The sequence below is a fragment of the Pseudomonas sp. GL_093 genome (genome assembly GCF_057837605.1).
This window is the reverse complement of sequence record NZ_JBYQNN010000002.1, coordinates 24,194-44,411: the sequence shown is the minus strand read 5'-3', so window position 1 is coordinate 44,411 and position 20,218 is coordinate 24,194. Positions and strand designations below refer to the sequence as shown.

General features: G+C 52.4%; 30 protein-coding genes. 17 read left to right on the top strand and 13 right to left on the bottom strand.

Annotated features, from left to right (window positions below; translation table 11 throughout):
- Positions 1-95 precede the first annotated feature (95 nt).
- Genes AC3IUE_RS32850 through AC3IUE_RS32820 form a run of 7 tightly spaced genes read left to right on the top strand, consistent with a single transcriptional unit; the run spans position 96 to position 4,101 of the window.
- A complete protein-coding gene (locus AC3IUE_RS32850; RefSeq protein WP_489269682.1) occupies positions 96-818 on the top strand; it encodes a hypothetical protein in 723 nt (240 codons plus the stop codon).
- A 27-nt stretch (positions 819-845) separates the two neighbouring features.
- The gene (locus AC3IUE_RS32845) at positions 846-1,154 is read left to right on the top strand and encodes a hypothetical protein (RefSeq protein WP_489269490.1); all 309 of its coding nucleotides are present in this window, start codon (positions 846-848) and stop codon (positions 1,152-1,154) included.
- The gene (locus AC3IUE_RS32840) at positions 1,138-1,464 is read left to right on the top strand and encodes a hypothetical protein (RefSeq protein ID WP_489269488.1); all 327 of its coding nucleotides are present in this window, start codon (positions 1,138-1,140) and stop codon (positions 1,462-1,464) included. Before AC3IUE_RS32845 ends, AC3IUE_RS32840 begins: the two co-directional genes overlap by 17 nt.
- A 49-nt stretch (positions 1,465-1,513) precedes the next feature.
- Entirely contained in the window at positions 1,514-1,708 is a 195-nt protein-coding gene (locus AC3IUE_RS32835; RefSeq protein WP_489269486.1) for a hypothetical protein, read from the top strand.
- Between the two features lie 28 nt (positions 1,709-1,736).
- Positions 1,737-2,627, top strand: a complete 891-nt coding sequence (locus AC3IUE_RS32830; RefSeq protein ID WP_489269485.1) for a hypothetical protein — start codon at positions 1,737-1,739, stop codon at positions 2,625-2,627.
- 30 nt (positions 2,628-2,657) lie between these two features.
- Positions 2,658-2,960 (top strand): hypothetical protein, encoded by a 303-nt coding sequence (locus AC3IUE_RS32825; protein WP_489269483.1) that lies wholly within the window; start codon positions 2,658-2,660, stop codon positions 2,958-2,960.
- A gap of 37 nt (positions 2,961-2,997) precedes the next feature.
- A complete protein-coding gene (locus AC3IUE_RS32820; RefSeq protein ID WP_489269481.1) occupies positions 2,998-4,101 on the top strand; it encodes a tetratricopeptide repeat protein in 1,104 nt (367 codons plus the stop codon).
- Between the two features lie 1,099 nt (positions 4,102-5,200).
- Here AC3IUE_RS32820 and AC3IUE_RS32815 read toward each other — a convergent pair.
- Positions 5,201-5,575 carry a hypothetical protein gene (locus tag AC3IUE_RS32815; protein ID WP_489269479.1) on the bottom strand — a complete coding sequence of 125 codons (375 nt, stop codon included), beginning with the start codon at positions 5,573-5,575 and terminating at the stop codon, positions 5,201-5,203.
- Positions 5,576-6,013: 438 nt separating this feature from the next.
- Positions 6,014-6,235 (bottom strand): hypothetical protein, encoded by a 222-nt coding sequence (locus tag AC3IUE_RS32810; RefSeq protein ID WP_489269477.1) that lies wholly within the window; start codon positions 6,233-6,235, stop codon positions 6,014-6,016.
- A 10-nt stretch (positions 6,236-6,245) separates the two neighbouring features.
- On the opposite strand from AC3IUE_RS32810, the gene AC3IUE_RS32805 reads away from it, so the two are divergent.
- Positions 6,246-6,665, top strand: a complete 420-nt coding sequence (locus tag AC3IUE_RS32805; RefSeq protein ID WP_489269475.1) for a DUF6283 family protein — start codon at positions 6,246-6,248, stop codon at positions 6,663-6,665.
- Between the two features lie 125 nt (positions 6,666-6,790).
- Here the strand turns inward: AC3IUE_RS32805 and AC3IUE_RS32800 are convergent, their stop codons facing one another.
- From AC3IUE_RS32800 to AC3IUE_RS32790, 3 genes are read right to left on the bottom strand one after another with little or no spacing between them, the layout of a single operon-like run.
- Positions 6,791-7,054: a hypothetical protein gene (locus tag AC3IUE_RS32800; RefSeq protein WP_489269474.1), complete on the bottom strand. Its 264-nt coding sequence runs from the start codon at positions 7,052-7,054 to the stop codon at positions 6,791-6,793.
- Complete coding sequence (locus AC3IUE_RS32795) at positions 7,055-7,330, bottom strand: hypothetical protein (protein WP_489269472.1); 276 nt, start codon at positions 7,328-7,330, stop codon at positions 7,055-7,057. It abuts the gene before it with no gap.
- A gap of 20 nt (positions 7,331-7,350) precedes the next feature.
- Positions 7,351-7,605: a hypothetical protein gene (locus AC3IUE_RS32790; protein WP_489269470.1), complete on the bottom strand. Its 255-nt coding sequence runs from the start codon at positions 7,603-7,605 to the stop codon at positions 7,351-7,353.
- A gap of 291 nt (positions 7,606-7,896) precedes the next feature.
- On the opposite strand from AC3IUE_RS32790, the gene AC3IUE_RS32785 reads away from it, so the two are divergent.
- The 8 genes from AC3IUE_RS32785 to AC3IUE_RS32750 all read left to right on the top strand — a co-directional run bounded on the left by AC3IUE_RS32785 (position 7,897) and on the right by AC3IUE_RS32750 (position 12,515).
- Positions 7,897-8,265: a hypothetical protein gene (locus AC3IUE_RS32785; protein WP_489269468.1), complete on the top strand. Its 369-nt coding sequence runs from the start codon at positions 7,897-7,899 to the stop codon at positions 8,263-8,265.
- A 10-nt stretch (positions 8,266-8,275) separates the two neighbouring features.
- Positions 8,276-8,587 (top strand): hypothetical protein, encoded by a 312-nt coding sequence (locus AC3IUE_RS32780; protein WP_489269466.1) that lies wholly within the window; start codon positions 8,276-8,278, stop codon positions 8,585-8,587.
- A complete protein-coding gene (locus AC3IUE_RS32775; protein ID WP_489269464.1) occupies positions 8,587-8,895 on the top strand; it encodes a hypothetical protein in 309 nt (102 codons plus the stop codon). Before AC3IUE_RS32780 ends, AC3IUE_RS32775 begins: the two co-directional genes overlap by 1 nt.
- Entirely contained in the window at positions 8,885-9,331 is a 447-nt protein-coding gene (locus tag AC3IUE_RS32770) for an Arc family DNA-binding protein (RefSeq protein WP_489269462.1), read from the top strand. The genes AC3IUE_RS32775 and AC3IUE_RS32770 overlap by 11 nt, the downstream gene beginning before the upstream one ends.
- Before the next feature lies 1 nt (position 9,332).
- The gene (locus AC3IUE_RS32765; RefSeq protein WP_489269460.1) at positions 9,333-10,436 is read left to right on the top strand and encodes a hypothetical protein; all 1,104 of its coding nucleotides are present in this window, start codon (positions 9,333-9,335) and stop codon (positions 10,434-10,436) included.
- A 3-nt stretch (positions 10,437-10,439) separates the two neighbouring features.
- The gene (locus AC3IUE_RS32760) at positions 10,440-11,009 is read left to right on the top strand and encodes a LemA family protein (protein ID WP_489269458.1); all 570 of its coding nucleotides are present in this window, start codon (positions 10,440-10,442) and stop codon (positions 11,007-11,009) included.
- Between the two features lie 117 nt (positions 11,010-11,126).
- Positions 11,127-11,774, top strand: a complete 648-nt coding sequence (locus AC3IUE_RS32755; RefSeq protein ID WP_489269456.1) for a hypothetical protein — start codon at positions 11,127-11,129, stop codon at positions 11,772-11,774.
- Between the two features lie 375 nt (positions 11,775-12,149).
- Positions 12,150-12,515: a histone-like nucleoid-structuring protein, MvaT/MvaU family gene (locus tag AC3IUE_RS32750; RefSeq protein WP_489269454.1), complete on the top strand. Its 366-nt coding sequence runs from the start codon at positions 12,150-12,152 to the stop codon at positions 12,513-12,515.
- A gap of 300 nt (positions 12,516-12,815) precedes the next feature.
- On the opposite strand, the gene AC3IUE_RS32745 is transcribed toward AC3IUE_RS32750, so the two are convergent.
- The 8 genes from AC3IUE_RS32745 to AC3IUE_RS32710 all read right to left on the bottom strand — a co-directional run bounded on the left by AC3IUE_RS32745 (position 12,816) and on the right by AC3IUE_RS32710 (position 19,339).
- Positions 12,816-13,823, bottom strand: a complete 1,008-nt coding sequence (locus AC3IUE_RS32745) for a hypothetical protein (RefSeq protein WP_489269452.1) — start codon at positions 13,821-13,823, stop codon at positions 12,816-12,818.
- A gap of 384 nt (positions 13,824-14,207) precedes the next feature.
- Complete coding sequence (locus AC3IUE_RS32740; RefSeq protein ID WP_489269450.1) at positions 14,208-14,699, bottom strand: hypothetical protein; 492 nt, start codon at positions 14,697-14,699, stop codon at positions 14,208-14,210.
- 45 nt (positions 14,700-14,744) lie between these two features.
- Positions 14,745-15,755: a nucleoid-associated protein YejK gene (yejK, locus tag AC3IUE_RS32735; protein WP_489269448.1), complete on the bottom strand. Its 1,011-nt coding sequence runs from the start codon at positions 15,753-15,755 to the stop codon at positions 14,745-14,747.
- A gap of 98 nt (positions 15,756-15,853) precedes the next feature.
- Positions 15,854-16,309 (bottom strand): hypothetical protein, encoded by a 456-nt coding sequence (locus AC3IUE_RS32730; RefSeq protein WP_489269446.1) that lies wholly within the window; start codon positions 16,307-16,309, stop codon positions 15,854-15,856.
- 338 nt (positions 16,310-16,647) lie between these two features.
- Positions 16,648-16,977: a hypothetical protein gene (locus AC3IUE_RS32725; protein WP_489269444.1), complete on the bottom strand. Its 330-nt coding sequence runs from the start codon at positions 16,975-16,977 to the stop codon at positions 16,648-16,650.
- 215 nt (positions 16,978-17,192) lie between these two features.
- Positions 17,193-17,831: a uracil-DNA glycosylase gene (locus AC3IUE_RS32720; RefSeq protein ID WP_489269442.1), complete on the bottom strand. Its 639-nt coding sequence runs from the start codon at positions 17,829-17,831 to the stop codon at positions 17,193-17,195.
- 52 nt (positions 17,832-17,883) lie between these two features.
- On the bottom strand, positions 17,884-18,939 hold the full coding sequence (locus tag AC3IUE_RS32715; RefSeq protein WP_489269440.1) for a hypothetical protein: 1,056 nt from the start codon (positions 18,937-18,939) through the stop codon (positions 17,884-17,886).
- Positions 18,940-19,036: 97 nt separating this feature from the next.
- Complete coding sequence (locus AC3IUE_RS32710) at positions 19,037-19,339, bottom strand: hypothetical protein (protein ID WP_489269438.1); 303 nt, start codon at positions 19,337-19,339, stop codon at positions 19,037-19,039.
- Between the two features lie 134 nt (positions 19,340-19,473).
- On the opposite strand from AC3IUE_RS32710, the gene AC3IUE_RS32705 reads away from it, so the two are divergent.
- Positions 19,474-20,190, top strand: a complete 717-nt coding sequence (locus tag AC3IUE_RS32705; RefSeq protein ID WP_489269437.1) for a hypothetical protein — start codon at positions 19,474-19,476, stop codon at positions 20,188-20,190.
- The last annotated feature ends 28 nt before the right edge of the window (positions 20,191-20,218 follow it).

The window sequence follows — 20,218 nt, the reverse complement described above, 5'->3', positions numbered from 1 at the left end:
CCCCACCTCCCCTAGCTCCCGCAGCTCGTGCCGAGGTTAAACGCAAGATCACGCCGGCATTTTTTAAAAGCGAGGGTGACCTTTGCGCGCTATTTATGCGTGAGTTCAATGCGCTGGGTGGATGGACATGCTATCCAGAGGCAGCAGGGTTCGACGTACTCGTAGTGCATGAAGACGGTCGACAGATCGGTGTGGAAGCGAAGCTGGTGCTCAATGCGAAGGTAGCCGACCAGATTTTGCCAGCGCACCTCGATGACTACAACGGAGCGCCAGGCCCAGATCACCGCATGGTTATCGTCAGCAAAATTACTGATGCCAATGCAGGGATCGCCAAGATGCTGGAACGACATGGAGTTCGTGTCTTGCGCCCTACCTCAACTGACGGAAAAGAGTTCTCGTTCTGGCTCAAACACGAGATTTTCGAGACGACACGGGTTCCGTTGTTCAGTCAGCAACACCTTTTTGACTGGAATCCTTCCGTGCGGTGTCAGGTTCCGATGGTGGTATCAGACCTGCCTGCGGGGGTACCAGCTCCAGTGCGATTGACGCCGTGGAAAGAGTCGGCGCTGAAGATCATTGCGCAGATGCGTAAACAGGGCTTTATCACGAACAAACAGATCGCCGTACACGGGATCGGCGTAGGCCACTGGACGCAGCCCCAGCTGGGAGAACCAGCTTGGCTCGCCAAAGGAGCTGTCCGAGGCTTGTGGATTGAAACAGAACATCTGCCGCCGTTCGATAAGCAGCACCCAGAAGCCTATTTACTCGCGATGAATGACGTTGTCGCATCGCCCCAGAAAGAGTTCGCCCTGTCATAGGTGGCGTGAGATCGCAGGAAGGACCGCATGGGTGAGATTTACCTTTTCCCCGAGAAACGCCGCGTACACAACAATCATGTTCAGGCCAATCAGGAAGATAGGAAAGAGCTTGCAGACTGGCTTCGATCCTTGGCCTCCACCATTGAACGCAACGACGCCAAACGTGAACCTTTGGCCATCACGCTTGTTTTGAGCGGAGCTGAAGGAGACGAGGTTATCGGGAAGGGGTACGACCATCCAGACGTAAGTTTCAGGCAGGCGGCCCTCGCGGCTTATCGATTCAGTACTCAAACCTTTACCAGGCGAGGAGGCAATTTTTATGATCGACGAAAGTAATTCAGACACCAATACGGGTCGCGCGGAACTGCTCCCCACTTTCAAAGAGCACACCAAAGCCACCTGGCAGGTATGCCCAATCACTATGGTCTTTTGGCATGTCTCGACAGTTTTGTTGTGCTTCAAAATTGTACCGGCCATCGCCAATGATGAGTCTCCGTTCGACCTCATCACTGTTTTTGCCTGCGTCGTAGCGCTAGTGAGTGCTTATCTTCGTTACATCAGGGAGGACGCTGTAAATGAGGCTGCCGCCCGATTTGCGCACGAACGTGCGGATCGAATTGCTCGCGCTGGTGGACAACCGCAATGAATGACTCGGCGCTATCGTCGCCCAGTGATCCAGCAATGGGGAATGGCTTGTGAGCTTGCTGGCAGTTTTCATGGTCATTTCTGCAATCGGCGCCTTGTTCCTCTTTGCCTGGATCAAGTCCATGAGACGGCACCTGAAATCAAAGACAGCACCAGGAAAACTGTACTGGCTGTATGGCACTTGCAGCGGCCTGTTTGTGATCACGGCCGCGACACTGCTGCACGCCCTATTAACTTCAAATTAAGACTATCTCAGGCTTATAAGGATTTTTCTTGAGCACTATCTCCAATCCTCGGCTGTACACACTGACCTCCAACGGTCTCTATCTCGACCAGGTACTGGTAGAAAAACCTGGAGTTGAGGATCTGCGCGCGCTGGCCCTGTCTACGGCCCCCCAGATCTCGGCACTACTCGACCATTTTTTCGCCAACGACACCTTTCAGCTCCAGTTCAATGCTGGCGGCGAGCTTGAACTCGCCCATAGCGAACAGTCGCCAGCGGCGCAATATCGGAACCTTGCTCAACGATTTGATGGCAGCAAGCAGTCGCTTCAAATCCTGATCGCGTGGTGTTTTCTTTGCACACTGGCAAACCGTCTGACACCGGCTACCGAGTCTGCTAAAGGCTTGGCTCAGGCGCTATTCATTGCAACTGCGAAATGGCACCTCTCTCCCGCAGCAGGCCAACAGGACACGACTGAAGATGAGTCTTTTGAAGAAGTTCTTCTTCTACCATGGCCATCTAACCTGGCTGTGTTCAAGCACAGCAGTGCAACCTCGATTGCGCAAAAAACCGGCTGCGAAATCCACCTTACAAACGAGGGTGAATTACTCGCATATTTCCCTATCCGCCACAGCATGAAACTCCCAGCCGATCAGCTGTGGAGCTCTCTCTGCCGTCCATTCAGTACGAGCATGTCTCGCCATGATGTGGTGATCGATGTTCCGGAGTCTGAACCACTGACTTTCACGGTCAGCTCGATCTTGGGTGGCAGCACCGTCTTCAAGCTCAACACAACTGCCTCCGCGCCTGTAGACATCTTTGAAGGCTTGGCAGGCTATGAGTTTCAAGCACGACACGGTCACAATCCGGATCGGACGAAGTCGCCCGCCAACGGGGCCCAGTCAGCTCTTTCCGGCACCAGTAAAAACGTCGGGTCATAGCAGCACCCGGCAACACCAGGAGATCGCACGATGAGACCCAACATTTCTGTCACTGGACACCCAACAGTAACTGTTGATGCAGCCGCCCAACTCGAAATGCTCAATGACATCAAGAGCCAAGGCTACTCAGTACACAACGCAACCGCACAGAGCGTTTGGGCCGCAGCTGAGGTATGTCAGAAGGAAAACATACCTTACGACATCATCCTTTTGTGCCTCGACGATCAACGCGTAACCAGCGTGGTTGTGCGCGCTCAATCCTACTCCGGGGCAGTAACGACTCAAGCCGATTTACAGGCCGTAATTGTTGAAAGTGTTCCACCAAGGACTTAAGCCATCCTCTCAATCGACGCTCTATGGAAACCATCGCATGCGCAATTCGCTTCTCCTAATCCTTGCGGCCGCATCCGCTCTTTCGGCTTGCAGTCTCACGCAGAACGGAGCCGCCCCACTATCCAGTTCTCAGCCCTTGGATGAGACGGGTACCGAATCGTATCAGCGTGCAAATCCTGAGCCTGGCAGCGACAACAACGAGGCAGGCGACTGGCAACCAGGCACGACGTCAGTTCAGCCGATGGTTCAAGATCAACCGAGTCCTGATTCACAGTTGGTGCCATCGAACGAGCCTCTACGAATGGCCTACGAGGCGCAGCGATCCGGCGCTTACCCAGAAATGATTTCTCTCTTCGAGCAGGCAGCGGAGCAAGGCAGTGTCCATGCCCACTACGAGCTCGCCCGGTTCTATCTGCAAGGTAAGTTCGCCCCGAAAAATCCGCAGCTGGCTGTTGTTCATCTCCAAGAGGCCGATGCTTTGGGATATGGCCAAGCCACGCGTGTTCTTGCCTGGCTGTATTTGAAAGGCGAGGCAGTACCTAAGAATGTCGAATACGGTACTCAACTGATGGAGAACGCTACCGCAAACAGCGTCCGCGCCAAGCGTGAAGCCGGGTTGCTGTTCTCGAACATTTATCAACCCCACCTCAATGATCAAGCCAAAGGCCGCATGTACCTCGAACAGGCCTATGAAGCTGGTGATGCTGAAGCGGCGTATTACTTCCATCAGATTCTTGCTCGTGAAGGCTCTCCACAGGCCGCTCAGGATGCGCTGAACTTCGCAGCATCCCAAGGCTACGCAAAAGCCCTTCAAGGCACCCCTGCGCGCAATCAACCAGCGCCAGCGCCAACCCCTGCTACAGATCCAGAAGCGAATGCTGAACGCGTCAAAGTTGCAGCCCTGAAAGGTGACACTGACGCCATGTATCGATACGCCAACAACGTTCTGCTCGGCCGCTTTCCTTCGATTGATAAAGACCTTGAAGCCTACGCATGGTTTTCCATTGCAGCCGAGCGAAACGAGCCACGCGCGCAGCAGGAACTGGCGGCGCTGGACGGCGTACGGAAGATCATGGATCGCAAGCAACCTGGACGTGTGTCTAGCTACATAGCTGATATTCGAAGCGCGATTCCCGAGTGACGCTTTTTTATGACCCCCTCACTGTGGCGGCCATTCAGCAACGTGTACGACACCAGTAGGTAGCAGCTGTGGCCAGAAAGAAAAAATGGGTGGATAGGCGGTGTTGCGACTGGGATACCTTTCTGTGTGGGCTCATGAAGTCGGCCGAGCGATTGAAATTTCCGCTGATCCTGGTAAACCGCTGCGAGGCCAGGCATTACTGGAGGCACCACTCCTGCACCGGCCATGAAGCTCTCCAGATGCAACGCAATCGCGAAATGAATGATGCCCTCTATATGGGCTATGGAGAGCCGCCAAGCGGAGGTGACAATGGTGGCGGAAGCCCATGCGGTCCAAATCAGCCCAGACCCATCAGCCCATTCTCGCTGGTGTGATGGATTCATTTTAAGCTGAGGCAGATCGTCAACAATGTCTCGGAAGGAATGTGATGACTATTGCAGAAGGCACCATTCCCGCTTGCTGTGGGTTATAAAGCTTTTGACCCCGTTTGGCCTAAACCTGAACAGTCGTTGGAAATCTATGAGCCACTCCAAAATCCTCTTACAGATTGAGTCATAACCATGGCAAACCAATTTCCATTCCACGCCATTGTTCAAATACAGCTGTACGGAAAAACCCCTGAAGATGTTCAGGAGGCGCTTCGTAAAGCCTATGAACACCTCGCTACAAACGCCACAAAGGGTCAGGCGTTCACTAATAACTCGGCAGGAGGTTATTCGTTCAGCGTGTCGTCGGTTAACCAGGATGACGACAGGCCAGCACCAGCAATCCCGCCCCAGGTATAGCCCTCAATCGGTTTGCATGGTGCCAAATGGTGGTTCCCGAGCCAAATGGGCAAACGCCGTGGAGCAGCGGCTACGACAGAGCCTTGATGGCGGCACAGAGACTTCCGTACCGATCTACGAACTGACCATCAGCCAAAACGAAAAAAGCCCGCAACGTCTGCGGGCTTTTTTTCGTTCAATTCAATGGTGACGGCAGAATCACTGGCAATAGCATCGATCCCAAGTGCCCTACTGCTTTGTCATTCCTGAACAGAACGCTGTCCCGCGCTTCCTCGCGGATCTCTTCCAGCACGCTTGCTCAGGCGTATGGGCGGCTATATTTCTGAGTACTGAGTCATGTGGATGCCTACTTTCAACCCTTCTTGGTTGTCTAGATTCAGTCTTTTCATTGCCTCAGACACAGCCTCTTCTCTATTGAAAGCCGGTAGTGTTACGCGCCGTTTCCCATTGAGATAAACGTCCCATGCCATCATGTTGAACTCCCTGGTGGTGAAGACCCGACGAATGCCGTACCAGATGAGCCCAAACGCTGCGAGCAATACTCCGACACCTACAACAAATGGCCAAAACTCTTCAAGCATGGTGGACGGCAACTTAGCAGCCAAAAGCCCCACAAGAATGCCTATAAAAAGGTTTGTAATCGCCACAAACCGCAGGCGCTTACCCAGATCATATTCCGTTTTTTTCATGTTTGTTGTCCTATCCAAATGAGATGGGGAATCTCCCCTTCATAGTGCCAATAGCTGCTAAAACGAATGCCATTGAAGCGCACATCGCAACTCCCCTACAGGTAGGCAGGAAAGAATTTCGACAGCAATGATGAAGTATATTTCACGGCCATGAAAGCAATTTTTTGCAAATGCTCACTGCTGGCTTCGTGAGGGGGCGTACAGCATCTTGGGGGGATACCCCACATTCACTAAAGATTGCAAAATATCCATTTTGATGATAATTTAGCGCATTATCCAACCATATTGGATATTACCAGACCTTTCGCATTTAAGACATTTTGCCCCATGCGAACGCTGCTGCCTTTGGTAACGGCTCACGGATTCTGGCTTAAATCACGCGATTCTGCCAGCGACAAGTATGCAGAGTCATTATCAGAGAGGGAACAAATGACTGGATCAGAATTCAAAGCCTGCTTGGATGATGCAGGTATAACCCAAATCCATTTTTCTCAAAAAATGGGGGTTAGCAACAACACCATCTACAGACTGTGCAAGAGCGATAAAGTTGACGACCACTGGATCTATGCACTGGCAGGGTACATAGCCAGCGAAGCGTGCAGCAGCATAACCGCACTGGTTTCTGAGTGCGCCTAACAGCAGCACAAGAGATGAAGGCAAGGAGCACTCAGTGAGCGAGATCAAGCAGCTTTACGCCCGACCAGCAGGCGATGATCATCAAGTCGTTACGATCACTGGAGGTAAAGGGCTGTACCGCAAAAAGCCCTGCAAAACTTGCCCATGGCGAGAAGACGCAAAAGTTGGTGAGTTCCCAGCAGAGGCGTTTAGACATTCCGCAGAGACTGCGTACGACATGTCAGAACACCAATTTTCGTGTCACACGTCTGGAACAACGAAACCGGCAGTCTGCGCAGGTTTCCTCCTCAGAGGTGCGCAACATAATCTCTCCGTCCGCCTTGGCTTTATCAGAGGGAGCTACAAGGACGACGTAAAGGATGGTGGGCACAAGTTGTATCCAAACTATCGAGCAATGGCCGTTGCCAATGGTGTCGACCCAGACGACCCTGTCTTAGCGAAATGCCGGGATTAACTCCCGGCAATTCAATCGACCAGGTGCTGTGCCGCCACCGGCCAAAGACTTGCATTTCTAAACCCGGGCAACCTTGGCTCGCGGCACACTTTCAATGCCGTCAATCAATACGGATGGCATGGGATTCAATCTTGGTGATCGGCAAGATCTGGCTTGAACCAGTCCGGTCGACAGTATCGAAGTTCATCGGTTATGCCACGCGCAAGCCCCGCCCCCAAGGGTGATGATATTGCTAGAGCCAGCCACCAATAGCCTGCCTCGTAGAGGGCTGCGCAGGTACCTAAGACAAGAACCATTGCCCAGAGAACCATGATGAAGGCGAGGCAGAGCACCGCGCGGGTGCTTAGGGCTAACATTTTTTCACGCTTGATTACGCGCAGAAGAACCATTTAGATTTCCGCTCGGGATCTGTCTTTAGGACCGGCGTCTGCCCAGCCGATTACACGACGCAGCGGGATTTCGAATTTTTCATGGATGCCGCCTGCCGGATTGGTGGTGCTGAGAGCACCTGCGGGGAATGTTTGCGAGTTGCGCACCACTTCCCCTGCATGGATCGAACCGTCATCGAGCAGGAAAATGCAGGTACCGTCAAACGGCCCTGGCAAGCCCGCGTTGAAGGTGACAGATACTGGCTGGCCGTCAGGCCGGGCTACAACGTTGGTCATTTTGATTTTCCTATCCAGATTTAATGCTTCACGGTACTCGGTAGCCCGGCCTCATAGCTGGCTTGGACGTGCTGCAATTCTTCCTCGCTGACGGAACGAGCGAACTTCATTCCACTCGCCTCTAGCTTGGCCTGAAGTGCCGAGGCGCTTGCGTTAACCGCTTTCAAAACATCGTTAAGGCTAGTGAACTGACCAGATTCGATGGCGAGAGCAATATCGCAATCCTCCAACATTCGCCCGTACAACCAATCTGCTTCTTGCTTGTCGAGGGCCATCGTCAATTCCTACCTCTCTATGAAGGCTGCCGAGCCAACTGAAAAAATCGCCACCCCGAGCGGGCCACCAATAGTGGAGCCGATTATGGAGAAGTGGAAAACATCGCTGCTGGCAAACCAGAGCGACAACTCGAAGCCGCATGCCCCTCCAACAATCGAACCGACATAACCAAGCGGAAATTTTGGCAACTGGCCATTATTCGGTATTGTTGTATCATAGCGATGTTTCTTCTTGAGCGATACGCAGATTCTGCGTACACTGACGGCTCACCAATTAAGGGGCTCCATCTAATGAACAACCAGCAACTGATAGCGAACAGTGCATCCAGCGCAACGACCAGCATTGCTGCCGCTTCAGTTGCGACTCAACAAAATGTCTGTCTGGAAAAGTTTCATGCCGCCAGCGTACGAGCCAGCGCTCGCAAGATTCTTGGCCCGGACGCAGATATCGGTGTTTGCGGGGATGGCGTGGTTTTGTATTTCGCACCCGGTAAAGGCCGCGTGGGGAAGACGAACGCAGAGAAGTACTTACAAGCTATCTCCACCAAATTCTCGGTAACCCTTGAGCCCGCCGAGCGCTTGGGCTCCATTTCTCAAAAGAATGCTTGGGCCGCAACAGGTGATGACTTCCAAACCTTCGTAACTATCCGGAAAGGCTGAAGGAGCAGACATGTCGAGCCTGGTGACTTCTTCAAACATTAACTTCGTGGTCGAGGGGGTCTTTCATGTCCCTCTCAGCTACCGCTTCTATCTGCGACCGTCGGTGCTGCCTTCAGTATCCAAATGCGACATCTGCGACCAGTCGGTAGAACTTCCTTTTTGCCGAACCAAACAGTCGTATTTTTCGTTTTCCCTTGGGAACGCGCCAACGATTGGTTGGATCGACACCGATGAAAAGCAACTCGTGGGCCACGAGTCTTGCTTGCGCTCGACTCAGACATTTCAAATCAATCAGAACGATACTTCACGGAATGCATCCTGATGACCCCGATTTCCGCCCTACGCCATGCCCTAATTTGCGGCGCTGTGTTTTTGTCATTTGCGAACGAGGCGAACGCCCAGGTGACCTCCAACACGCCTGAATCACTAGCGGCCGATCTAATGAGGCAGTTCTTCGACGCACCAGTAGATTCTGTTCGTGTGCTGAAGCTTCCAGGTACTGGTGCGTCGGTAGTCGCCATTGCCCAAGGTTCTAATTTTACCTGCCGATTTGTTACGCGGGCAGTGGCTGGCGAGTGGGCGGCAGAAAGCTTCGAATGCAAGAAGGACACCCCAAAAAATGCATACTAATAACTATGGTTCCCGCGAAGCAGATAAGTTTGTTGTCCGCTTCCCAGAGTCTGTCCACCAAGCCTTGAGAGATCTGGCGATAACTCAAGATCGCAGCTTCAACGCGGAAATAAAGCAAGCGCTTGAGCATTGGTTGGACGACCAAGCTCCTGTTCGACGCATGCACACCGTATTGATCGCCATGCATTCGGAAGCTTCCGCAGCGGTGGCCATCGCAACTGTGCCGCGCGTGTCGACAGACGATGATCGCACACGGAAATATGTGACGAGATTAGCTTCAGGGGTGCACGGGCAAATTGCCGACAAGGCACGTGAAATCTCGATTTCAATGAACAGCCTGATCATCCACGCAGCTGCATGGTGGGTGAACACGCACCTAGAAGTTCGAGCCTTGCTCAAACTGACTGACACGCAACCTGCGTTGGATCGTCATTGATATGGCCAAACCTTCTCACAATGAACGACTGGACGAACTGCTTACCACGGGCGAATCCAATGTTGATCAAGCTGGATCTCAAGCAGACCTTCTGAAGCAAGTACAAAAGTTCGCCGAGTTCGATGGCCCACTTAAATTCGACTTCAAGATCGCCTGGTGGTTTTTCGGCGTTGGTGCATTGTTGATCGCCAGCGGCGGCGCTCTCTACTGGCTGGGTAGCATTGCGTTGCTTGACGCACTTACTTACCGGCTGCAAATCGATCCGCTTTTGATCTCTCTGGGCATCGCCCTGATTGGCCTGGTGCTCGCTGGCGCAAGTCTGCTATGGATCAACTCGACCTCAGATCGGCTGCCTTCCCTTAGCCGCAACATCGCGCGCCTCTCTTCTTTCTACCACAACGGCCTGACGTACTTAGACGACACTCCGGGACAGACACTCACCCGCCTGAACGCACAGTTTGGCGACTACAAACGGGGGAATTTCAGTCGCGAACTGGTTGAGTCGATACAGGGCACTTTTCAAGGTTCGCTTCGGGAAATTCCCTATGAATATCACCATCTTCATTACGTTGATCAGCGAACAGTCGTAACCGTTGTGTCCGATGGGAAGGGTGGCACCAAAACCGTGACTCAAATCGTTTATGACCATTTCGACCGCTACAGTCTGGTGCTCGATTTTCCATGGGTGACTGGAATATCTGTGCGATCAGATGGCCACTCACACAACGATTTTGCATACGGTATGGATACCGCATCACCTGACTTTAATCGGGCGTTCACGTTGACCGGCCTTAGCGAGATGGCGTGTGCAAAATTCATCAGACCGTCGACGGTGCTTCATCTGTTGGGGCTGTTCAACATCCTCAATAGATTCAACCTGGAGTTCGCCGAGACCGGAAAACTTTGCATCAGTTTTGCAAACGATGACCTTCTGTCATTCGGTACACAGTACTCCTTGCTCGCCCCCCAACAGTTCCATGCGGAAATCGCCAAAGGTGTGGAGCTCCCGCGCTTGATGTCCGCTCTCCGCTGGGGCCATGCCCTGACGGAGCTTCACGATGACAACTTCAGCACCTCTACTCCACCAATCAGCCTAGAGAAATAACCCATGGATATTCCACTCATCGTCACGCTCGTAGTCGTCGCCCTCGTCATTTTGACGGTGCTCGGTATCTATAACGGCATCATTGGCGGTCACAACCGCGTTCAACGCGCATGGGCTGATGTGCTTGTTTATGAGCGCCAGAAAACGAAGGTGCTCGATCAACTCCAGCAAGTGGTTGACAAGTTCAAAGGCTACGAATCGGCTCTCCTTGAGAAAATCACAGGCCTTCGGAGTGCGATCAAGAGCCTTCCCGCTGCCGCGAACGGTGATGCATTGGCTTCCGTCGAAAATGCGTCCAAAGAGCTTCTGGGTGGCATCCGGGTTGCGTTCGAGGCATACCCTGACCTCAAAGCATCCGAGCCGGTGAACAACATGATGCGCGAGATCGCCGAGCAGCAAGAAAATGTCGGCGCGGCCATCACCATCTTCAACAGGAATGTCGAGCTGTTTAACAACTCTATCCAAATGTTCCCAGGCTCAATGGTCAACAGCCTTCTCAACAAGAAATCACCTGTTACGCCATTTTCCGATACCGAGGCCTCAAGCGCTTTCGAATACAAACCGAACCTCTGAAAAGGGCGCGGGGGTTGAGATTCCGAGCCTGCTCACTTGGGATCGAAGCCGTGAAGTTATCGACGTAATTGCCGAGCCGATCAAGCTTGGCAAACAACCAAAATAGGTAGGAATCGAATGAAACAAACTATTGCTAAACTTTTGATGATGCTTTCACTTTGCGTTCCGTTGGTAGGGCACGGCGGCCAAGAGTTACAAATGAATAGCACCCCGAGCGATTATGATGCACAGCGCACCGCCGCTATTTTAAAGGCAATTCCTCAGGAGCGATCCACTGTCAAATACCGAGTCACCCTCTTGCGACTCAAACCCGATGCCCCCTTGGCGCCTTCCGGCGTTCTCCCAGGTCGTAAGGATTCAGAAGAAAAAATTGATATCAGTAAGTACGCAGATACTGTCGCCAAATCCTTTATTTCCACTACAAACGAAACCACCTTCTTCGATAAACAGTCGATACGAGTCAGTAAGGAGACCATTGGCTATGATTTGGAAGTTACTCCCATCATGGAAAGAAGTCTTCTTGGAACATTCCCGCTCCGTATAAAATCGTTTATCACTTACACGCAGCGCCTTCCGGCCAAGGAAATAAATGGGCGTGAACAAATTGCAGTTGTCACAGCTAATCCAGTCATGGAGGTTGGAGATGTATCCGTTCAAACCTGGACGAATGGCGGGGAACGTTATGCACTTGTGATCACGCTAACAGACGCGGCTCGCGAAACCGCCGAGGCCATCGACGATGCAGAACCAAAAACCGGCACTTAACACCGTCGTACATCTACGAGCACCAGATCCTGAGCGGTCCACAATCGCCGAGGAGATTTCCGCTATAGAGTGGCAATTAGGTGAAGTAGTGAAAAATCTGGCGGAAGTAGACAGCGCCTCCAATAAGACCTCCTTATGGCGGTTGAACCGGATTCTTCAACACTCCTACCGGATTGAGCAAATGGCTAGAGGCTTGAAGGTTTTGAAATAACTATGACGTTGAAACCAACCGAAACTCACAATCCCGCTACGCTTTTGCGAACTTTCGGTTGTTAAATTTTGTCGAAATACATTGAGTTTCCGGACTTTTTTTGTTCTCGTAGTAGCAAGCTGTCGTTCGACAGAGCGCCCAACCAATTACCGCTGGAGTGAAACATGTCTCTTATCAACGAGTATCGCGCAACCGAAGGCGCCATCAAGGAGCTGGAAGCTCGACTGAAAATTCTTTCTGAAAACGATGGCTTGAAAACCGAAATGGAATTCGAGGAAAAGCTTCGCGCGCTGATGGGGCAGTACAGCAAGAGTTTGCGTGACATCATCGCCATCCTCGATCCCGAGTCCGCTCGTACCCGCACCAAAGCAACCAGCGCCGAACCAAAGACTCGCCGAGCGCGAGTTGAGAAGGTCTATACCAATCCGGAGACCGGTGAGAAAGTCGCCACCAAGGGCGGCAACAACAAAGTCCTGAAGGAATGGAAACAGAAGTACGGTGCAGAAATGGTTGATAGCTGGGTGAACTAAGCAACCCAGAAAATCCAAGGGCCTGGCTTATGCCGGGCCTTTTTGCATCTGTTACAAATATTTCGCTTGTGGTTACACGCCTATGCTTTAGCGCTGCTCGATGCCGATGTGATCACTATTGAAGCATACCGCGCCATGAATACAGCCCGAGACCAGTTGCACGCCCAAACACAACTTCGTTGGGCGCGTAGTGGTTGGTGCGCAAACTATTTGGCTGCTGGACGCCATCCACACTCCTACGGTAAATGCCGTAGGAGCGGTTCAAAGCCCTAATGTATTGTGGAGATTACCGTCACTGATTCAATGACATGTCCCATCGTACTTGCAAATCAGACGTGGCCAAGTCATCGGATCTGTCGCGGCCAAAATAGTATCGGCAATCCCTGCTGCCGTCCCCTCATCCAATTCTGCTATCGACTTGAGGATCGCCACGATCTTGTTGACAGTCTCGGTTGTCACAACCCAACCCGCTATCTTCCGGTAGGTTATCTCCGCGAAAACTATTGGGAGCCCATAGGCGATTGCACCAACAAAAACGTACCACTTGATCTGGCATATACCGCAGCGCCACTTATCCATGAAGCCCTGCGTATGGAAACCTTCCAGCGTCGGCAGTAGGTGATAGCTGTCGATCTTGGCTTTGAGGTCGTTGGACAAGCTTTCATGGAACAGAGCGTCTGCCGACGGAGTGTCGGAGCTTACGACTACAACAACATTGCAAGGAATGTTAAGCGGATTCGAAACCGTCACAGTCCAGTCCAAGGTTCCGCCACGCATACAGTGTAGAAAAGCGAGATGGCCCCCGACTGCGGCCGTCGACACGGTATCGCTTATTGCGGTTCCGGCGTTGAACACCTGCCCATCCGAGCGGTTTACGTCAAATCCGACGCAGCCCATCAGGCAGCACCGATCCGTTGGTATAACAAGGATCATGACGTCGACCGAATTGATCCCAGTGCTAAAAGTGAAAGATGAGGACTGTGGAGTGTGTTTGCCGATGAAGCCGCAGGACAAATCGGCAGCCAGGGCCGTGACCTCGGATGTGTTTGCGCTGGGCGCGTTAGTGGCAAGCGTCGGACCGGCGCCCGATATGGTGACGTTACCAGTACTGTCCATGTTCAGGTCGATATATCCTTCACCGCCGTAATAGACAGCTTGGGTTCCGTTCACCTTGATCCCCCAATCTAGTCCGCCACCCGGCGCGCCAATCGGGCCGATGTCCTCAAGGCTTAGGACGCGGTCTCCTGATACCACCATGTAGCGGGCACCCTGAGGACCAAGCCTGTCCCCAATCTGCCGAGTGGCCATGCTGCCCTCCATCCCCCCAATGATGTGAGCACCGGTGCTGCCCGGACCAGTAATTGATCTAATGTGCCACATGGTTGGATCTCCCTGGCTATTCACACAGCCTAGCGTTTGGCCATCATTGGCCCGCAGGAAGTAGTAGCAGCGGGGGGGACGGTGCGCAAGGCGCGCCCGCAGTTTATTTTCAAGGCCTGATGCGGACAATCGAGTGCTTTTTCACCTGCACCGAAAACCTCGGCGTGGGCCTGACAAAGCACCAGGTCATTGCCCTACTCGGACATTGTTCGATTCAAGGAAAAGCTGCGTTTCAGCCGCCACTACCGCCGCCGTAAGATTGCCAAACCTGCGGTATGTCCTTGTTTCTGGCCATATGACTTTCGGGAATGCTTAGCTGACTTCAGCTGAGCACCAGGCGCAAACACGCTTTCCACGACTTTCAATGATGCGATTGTTCTCTTTGAACATCACTTTATGCGCTGGATCAATTGCGCAGCGACCTTTCTCGATGTACTTCTGCCAAAACCCTTCGATAGGTTGAAGCTGGGGTGTTTTGCCTGCGTGACAGAGTCTCTTGGCATCGGGGCCAAACGTAAGCGCCCCCATCACCAGCACGCCAGAAAAATCCGTATCTGCATGGTCATCGCTGAACGGCTGCCCGAGAAAAAGCGCGCCTGGGCCATAGATATCAGCCAGCTTCGCACCAGGGCTCAAACAGTAGATCGCGTCGCCCTCCCGCCCGTGAACCTTCAGCCATCGCACCAGGTTCGCCGAGTATGCATCCCATCTGGCCGGGGCAATCAGCGACACCAACTCACTGATTGACCTTGCTGGCGCGGCAGCGAGCATTGGAACCGTCGACTGAGCAACATCACTATTCATTCTCTCCTCCTCTGGGAATGTGGCGACAGAGTCGCCACTTGCAGATTACTTGCTGGCGTCGCGACGCAATTGGTCGACCAAATCGACTGGGAGGTTCTTGATCAGCAAAGTCCCGTTCTCCGAATCGAACTCCACCGCCTTGCCAAGCAAATGGGCTTCGAACGAAATGGAGATCCCTGCCGAACGGCCGGTGAACTTTTTGAAGGCCTTCATGATTTTCGGATCAGTAGGGATCTCTGGCGACAACCCGTAATCCTTGCTGCGGATATGATCGTAGAACGCTTTCGGGCGTTCGTCATCGATCAACTCGGACAACTCTTCCAGCCCCATCGGCTCGCCGAGCTTAGCTTGAGCACTTGCATAATCGATCAGCGTCTTGGTTTTTTCCCGAGCAGACTGATCCGGCAAATCTTCGCTTTCGACGAAGTCACTGAAGGCTTTGAGGAGTGTGCGGGTTTCGCCTGGGCCATCAATCCCTTCCTGACAGCCAATGAAATCACGGAAATATTCCGAGACTTTTCGCCCATTCTTGCCTTTGATAAAAGAGATGTATTGCTTGGACTGCTTGTTGTTCTGCCACTCGGAAATGTTGATCCGAGCAGCCAAGTGCAACTGGCTCAGATCTAGGTGGCGTGAAGGGGTGACGTCCAGCTCATCGGTCACCGCCACGCCGTCGTTGTGGTGGAGCAGCGCCACTGCCAAGTAGTCGGTCATACCTTGCTGGTAGTGGGCAAACATTACATGGCCACCCACGGAGAGGTTGGACTCTTCCATGAGCTTTTGCAGATGCTCCACCGCCTCACGGCTGAAATCAACGAAGCTATGACCACCGCTCAGATACGTCTTCAGCCAACCACTGAATGGAAACGCACCAGACTCGGCATGGAACAAGCCCCACGCCTTTCCCGGTTTGGAGTTGTAGTTTTCGTTCAGTTCGGCGAGCAGGTTTTCCGTCGCAACGGATTCGGGCAGCTCAGCCTCACGCGCAAACAATACTGCCGGAGAACCGTCAGGCTTTTTTTCAATGAGGTGAACAACACAATGACGAAGTGGCATATGAATCTTCCTTTTCTGGGCGCAGCTGCCCCTCACCCATAACTCATGGGCGAGGTTCAGGATTGAAAAAATAGTTACTAGTCTTGGTACTTGCTGCGTTAGTTCAAATCGATCTTCGCGCTTTCAGGCACATGATATGATTTTGCACAACTATCACATTCATATGTACCGCCGCGCGGATCGTTTATAAAATTCATTTGCGAAGCTGCACAGTGAGGGCAATCAATGTAACCAACGGAACAGATAATTTTAATTTGGTTTTCTTCGATGGCCGATACCTGCTGCTTTTCCGCCAACCATTCCGCCTTATCTAAGGCTCTAAACAAACTTACTGTTTTTCGATAAAGACCGAATGCTTTATAAAGAAAATAACCGGTCATCAGTATCAGAGCGATAAAACAAGCCCAATCCACCAACTGTCCGGTGGCTAATCGCTTAAAGCTGTAGGGAATCACACTAACTATTGATAGAGCTGGAGCAACCGTAGTTATTACAAGCCAAAGCGCAACTTCATCATTACGCCCACCAACCTGTTCTAATTGTTGTGTATTCAATTACTTAGTCTCCGGGTGGTATTGATACACTATTCCATACACTCTTTGCGCATGCTAAGCAAACCTTAGCCTGGAGGGGGTTTATCCAACCATTCGCACAGATTCGTAGGGCGGCACGTCGTTGATGACTTCCTGCGTGTCCAGGTTGAACCATTCTTTATTCAGGTGCTGATTGAAACCCTTCAACCGCAGCTTCAATTTGTCCCCGTTTGGCAGAGTAAACTCGTAGGTCTTACCCAATACCCAATTGCTATTTCCCATGCGTTCGATCCGCTATCAAAATTACCAATTCTCTGCCTACCCTGACTGTCTCAGCCATTCCAACCAAAGGTAGACGCTTATGCGTCGCTTGCCGGGTTGGCAGCTCTCTTGACCCGTTTTCGCTTGGGCTCAACCACCGGAATGGAGAGTGCCCGGATAGCGTCATCGTAATAACGTGGCCGATCCGCGTCAGCGATGATTTGATTGACGCGGCGCTTAGTCATGCCCCAACGCTTTGCAAGACGCTCAGCGCTCCAGCCACAACCGCTGAGAACCTCTTTGAACTCTTCAGGGGTGATCGCTACGAGCTCTTCTACATCCGATAGTAGCTCTGCGCTGTCATTTGTCTTTTGCATTCTGGCCCTGCTGCGGTCGAGGGTGGTAGCGACAAGCTCCTTCACATTCATAGGAACTCCGACTTTATTTTTTGGCATTCTGACCCGTTAACGTTGGATAAAAAAACAAAATCCAGGCAAGAAAAAACCTGCTCATGACTCACAACCACCGTTGCTAAACCAAAGGACGCGGGGTTATGAAAATGCCGTCCGGATTATGAAATATACTTCCCGGACATGCAAGAAGTATGTTTCCCGACACGGCAATTGTCACGGCATCAAACGAATCAAAGCTTGCTCAGCGCTTTTTCTAAACCGCGAGCGAATTCAGTCGCCCCGCCGTTCGCTGGATGTCTGATACCTGCGTCATAGCCAATATCTGTGAGAGTTAAAGCTTGCTCGGCGTTACGCCCAACGGCAATCAAGAGGGCGTCAGGAAAAGAGGCCCGAAGCATTTTTAAAGCGCTGCTGCCCAGCTTCAGTTCTGCCGGAGTTGGTGTTCTGTTGCTCCATGGCGTACCGGGTCGAAAGGGATGGAGTTGAAGCGCGTTCCAAAGCACGGTTTGGTCTGCGACACCCAGCCGGTACAACGCTTTCCAGATCAGCGTAGAACTTGGCTCGGAGAAAGGCAGATCTCGTTTCGACAGGCGATCTGAAATCGCGTCAATACGCGGGATCGTGCCGGCCATCAGAAGCTTCTCGCTTGTAAAGCCGACACCGCTATATCTGGCCCCTTGATACCCAGGCGCTTCGCCTACGAGGATAACGCGAGCCTCGCAATCCAGGTGCTGAGCAAGACGAATCAACCTGCGTTCTGGCCCGTTTGAATCGCTGTCGAATTCGCACTTCTGCCGCCAAGGGTTGAACAAGCCCGGTGCGGAACTTGGCATTGTGGCGATCAAAGCTTCAGCAAGGTCAGCGTTCATCAGATACCTCGGTGTGGAATGGACAGGAAGTGCCTGATCTCAGTTCATGGATCTAAACGAGCTTCAGGTTGGTGACGGCAATCGCTATGGTCGCCACCAGGACAGCCCACAGCAAAGCCATAACACCGTGCCCCAGCTCGAACCGAAAAACTCGCGTCTGCACCCTCGCGGCCTGAGGCTCAACTTCTTTGGTGGGCACCAGAGCTACTGGCTCTTGATTCGCCAGGTCAATCAGTTGCTGACCAAAGTCATGGTTTTTGTTCAACAACTCGCCGATAGTCTGATCGTCAGCCCGCTTTTGGGCATTTAGCGAAACGATTGTCGCATCCAGATCCTGTTGCTGTTGTTGAGTTGTGGCGTGATGGTTCTGCAACTCTTCCCGCGCCAGCTCAAGCTCACGCTTGAGGAAGTCGCAATTTACTGTTGATGCACTAGCTTCCCTCAGCCAGATCGAAGCGGTTTCGGCAAGCTGAAACGGGCTCAAGAACCGCACTTTGTTTTGATCCCAGCGACTTTGAAGTTCAGTGGCTCGGCGGGCACCAACCACTAAACCCGAACCGACCGGGGAGACGAAGAACCCAGCTCGGCGAAGCATTGCCTCACTTCTCGCTTCGTTTTCATGCTGCTCAACCTCTGACAACACGCTTGCAGCTGACATTGGCAGTTTGGATTCATAAACCTTGAAGTGACCTGTCGAGACGCTCGGACTAACCAAACGAATGAGCTGCCCGAGGATGTACGAGCCAATGCCACATGAACGCTGGCGCACGAGAATTCCCTGTTCCGGGCCAAATATGACATTGCCTCCTCGTGGATCAACAAGGGCCCAGGCCATGTCCTCAGTTGTGTGGTACCGACACAAAGGATCGTTGTCATCACCAATGAATCGAAAAGAGACCTTATGCAAAACTGCACCTTGTCCGACCCCAGATCCAGCGTAATTGACGCTCGTAATCCCTGTCATCGCAAGTCGCTTTGATCCGTCGGCGCTTGTTACCAGGCACGCACGCTCGGAAACGGCGATGGCGCTTTGACTCATCTCTTTAGCGATCTTTAACAGTACTTCACGCGGGTCTCTGGCAGAGACGGCTGTTGACACATTGCCCATATATTTTTGCCTTCCCAGGTGATTTCTAAGCTAACGACCGGTGCTCAATAGTTAATGGTGTTGGAGGTACTCAATGGTTCAGGCAGTACCGCTTTTTTCAAAACAGCCGTAGCTGACCTACATAGGGAGCGAATTGGAGGTATGAGCCGGTGTACCCCAGCGCCGCGAGATCTACGGCCGCTGCGTCTATCGATTTGTATCCCACTGCATCGGCCACTTCCGCCGTTGCTGCACCCTGAATCCTACCGGTGGAGAAGACAATTTTTCTTACGTAGCTTCGCTGGCCGTTGCTCCCATACCAGAAGCCCACGTAAGGCTTATCGGGCGAAACCTTCTGAATGGTAACGCCCATTGCCGGGTGCTGCCTCGCCTGCTCAATTGCTGCTACGACTTCATCCATCTCTTGCACCACGGGCACCTTTCTACGCTGTACCAACCTCTAAATAGAGGTGAAGTATATTTCCCTTACTGGCCATTTCCAAGCGCTTTTTTCAATTTGATTGTTTTGATGCCAGATTTAGAGCCATTTTGACAATGAGCCTTGCAGGGAAGAATATTTCCCAATATTCTATTGTGAAATTAAGCCACAGCCCAAGCAATGCGAGGACCATCATGAATGCTCTGGTAAATCAGGCAATACACACTGGCAGCACGCCCATTTCACCGCGCGCCCTCCTCGACATGGATCTGCTCAATGAGCTTTGCGCTTCCGTTCCAAGCACTTCTTTGTTTGTGCCAATCATCGAGCATGACAAGCCTCCGGTAATCGTTATTGCTGATGGTGGTCGCGCAGTTTGCCGCTACAGAAATGATGCCGAGGGGATTGCTTACGCAAGGTTCATTGCGGCAGCCGCATCCTCCCTCCCCTTGCTCCTCAATGCATTGCGAGAAGATGAAAGTGCCTCCCCAGACCCCGATAGGCCTGCACCCATAGGTGCTTCAAGGCGCAGCCAGATTGAGAAAAACATTGCTCAGATTCTGGCTGTACAACCCGGATTTCGGCCCGCTACAGCAACAACGTTCTCAAAGCTTATCTATGCCGCAGTTGAGCCATTCGTTGCTCCCGAGACCGCGCCAGCAGCCTCTTTGGATGCTGAACACCCAGCACCTCAAGCCGACAACAAAGCTGCTCGTGAAGAAGCCGTTGCCAACTTCTGCTCTTTCCTCAAAGCGCAGGATGACCCGGATTCGATTCCATCCGACGCGGCGCTGGATCACTACCTGGGTGAATGGCTCGCAGAGCAGGCTTAAGCCATCCGCGACGACTTTCCGGGCGAAA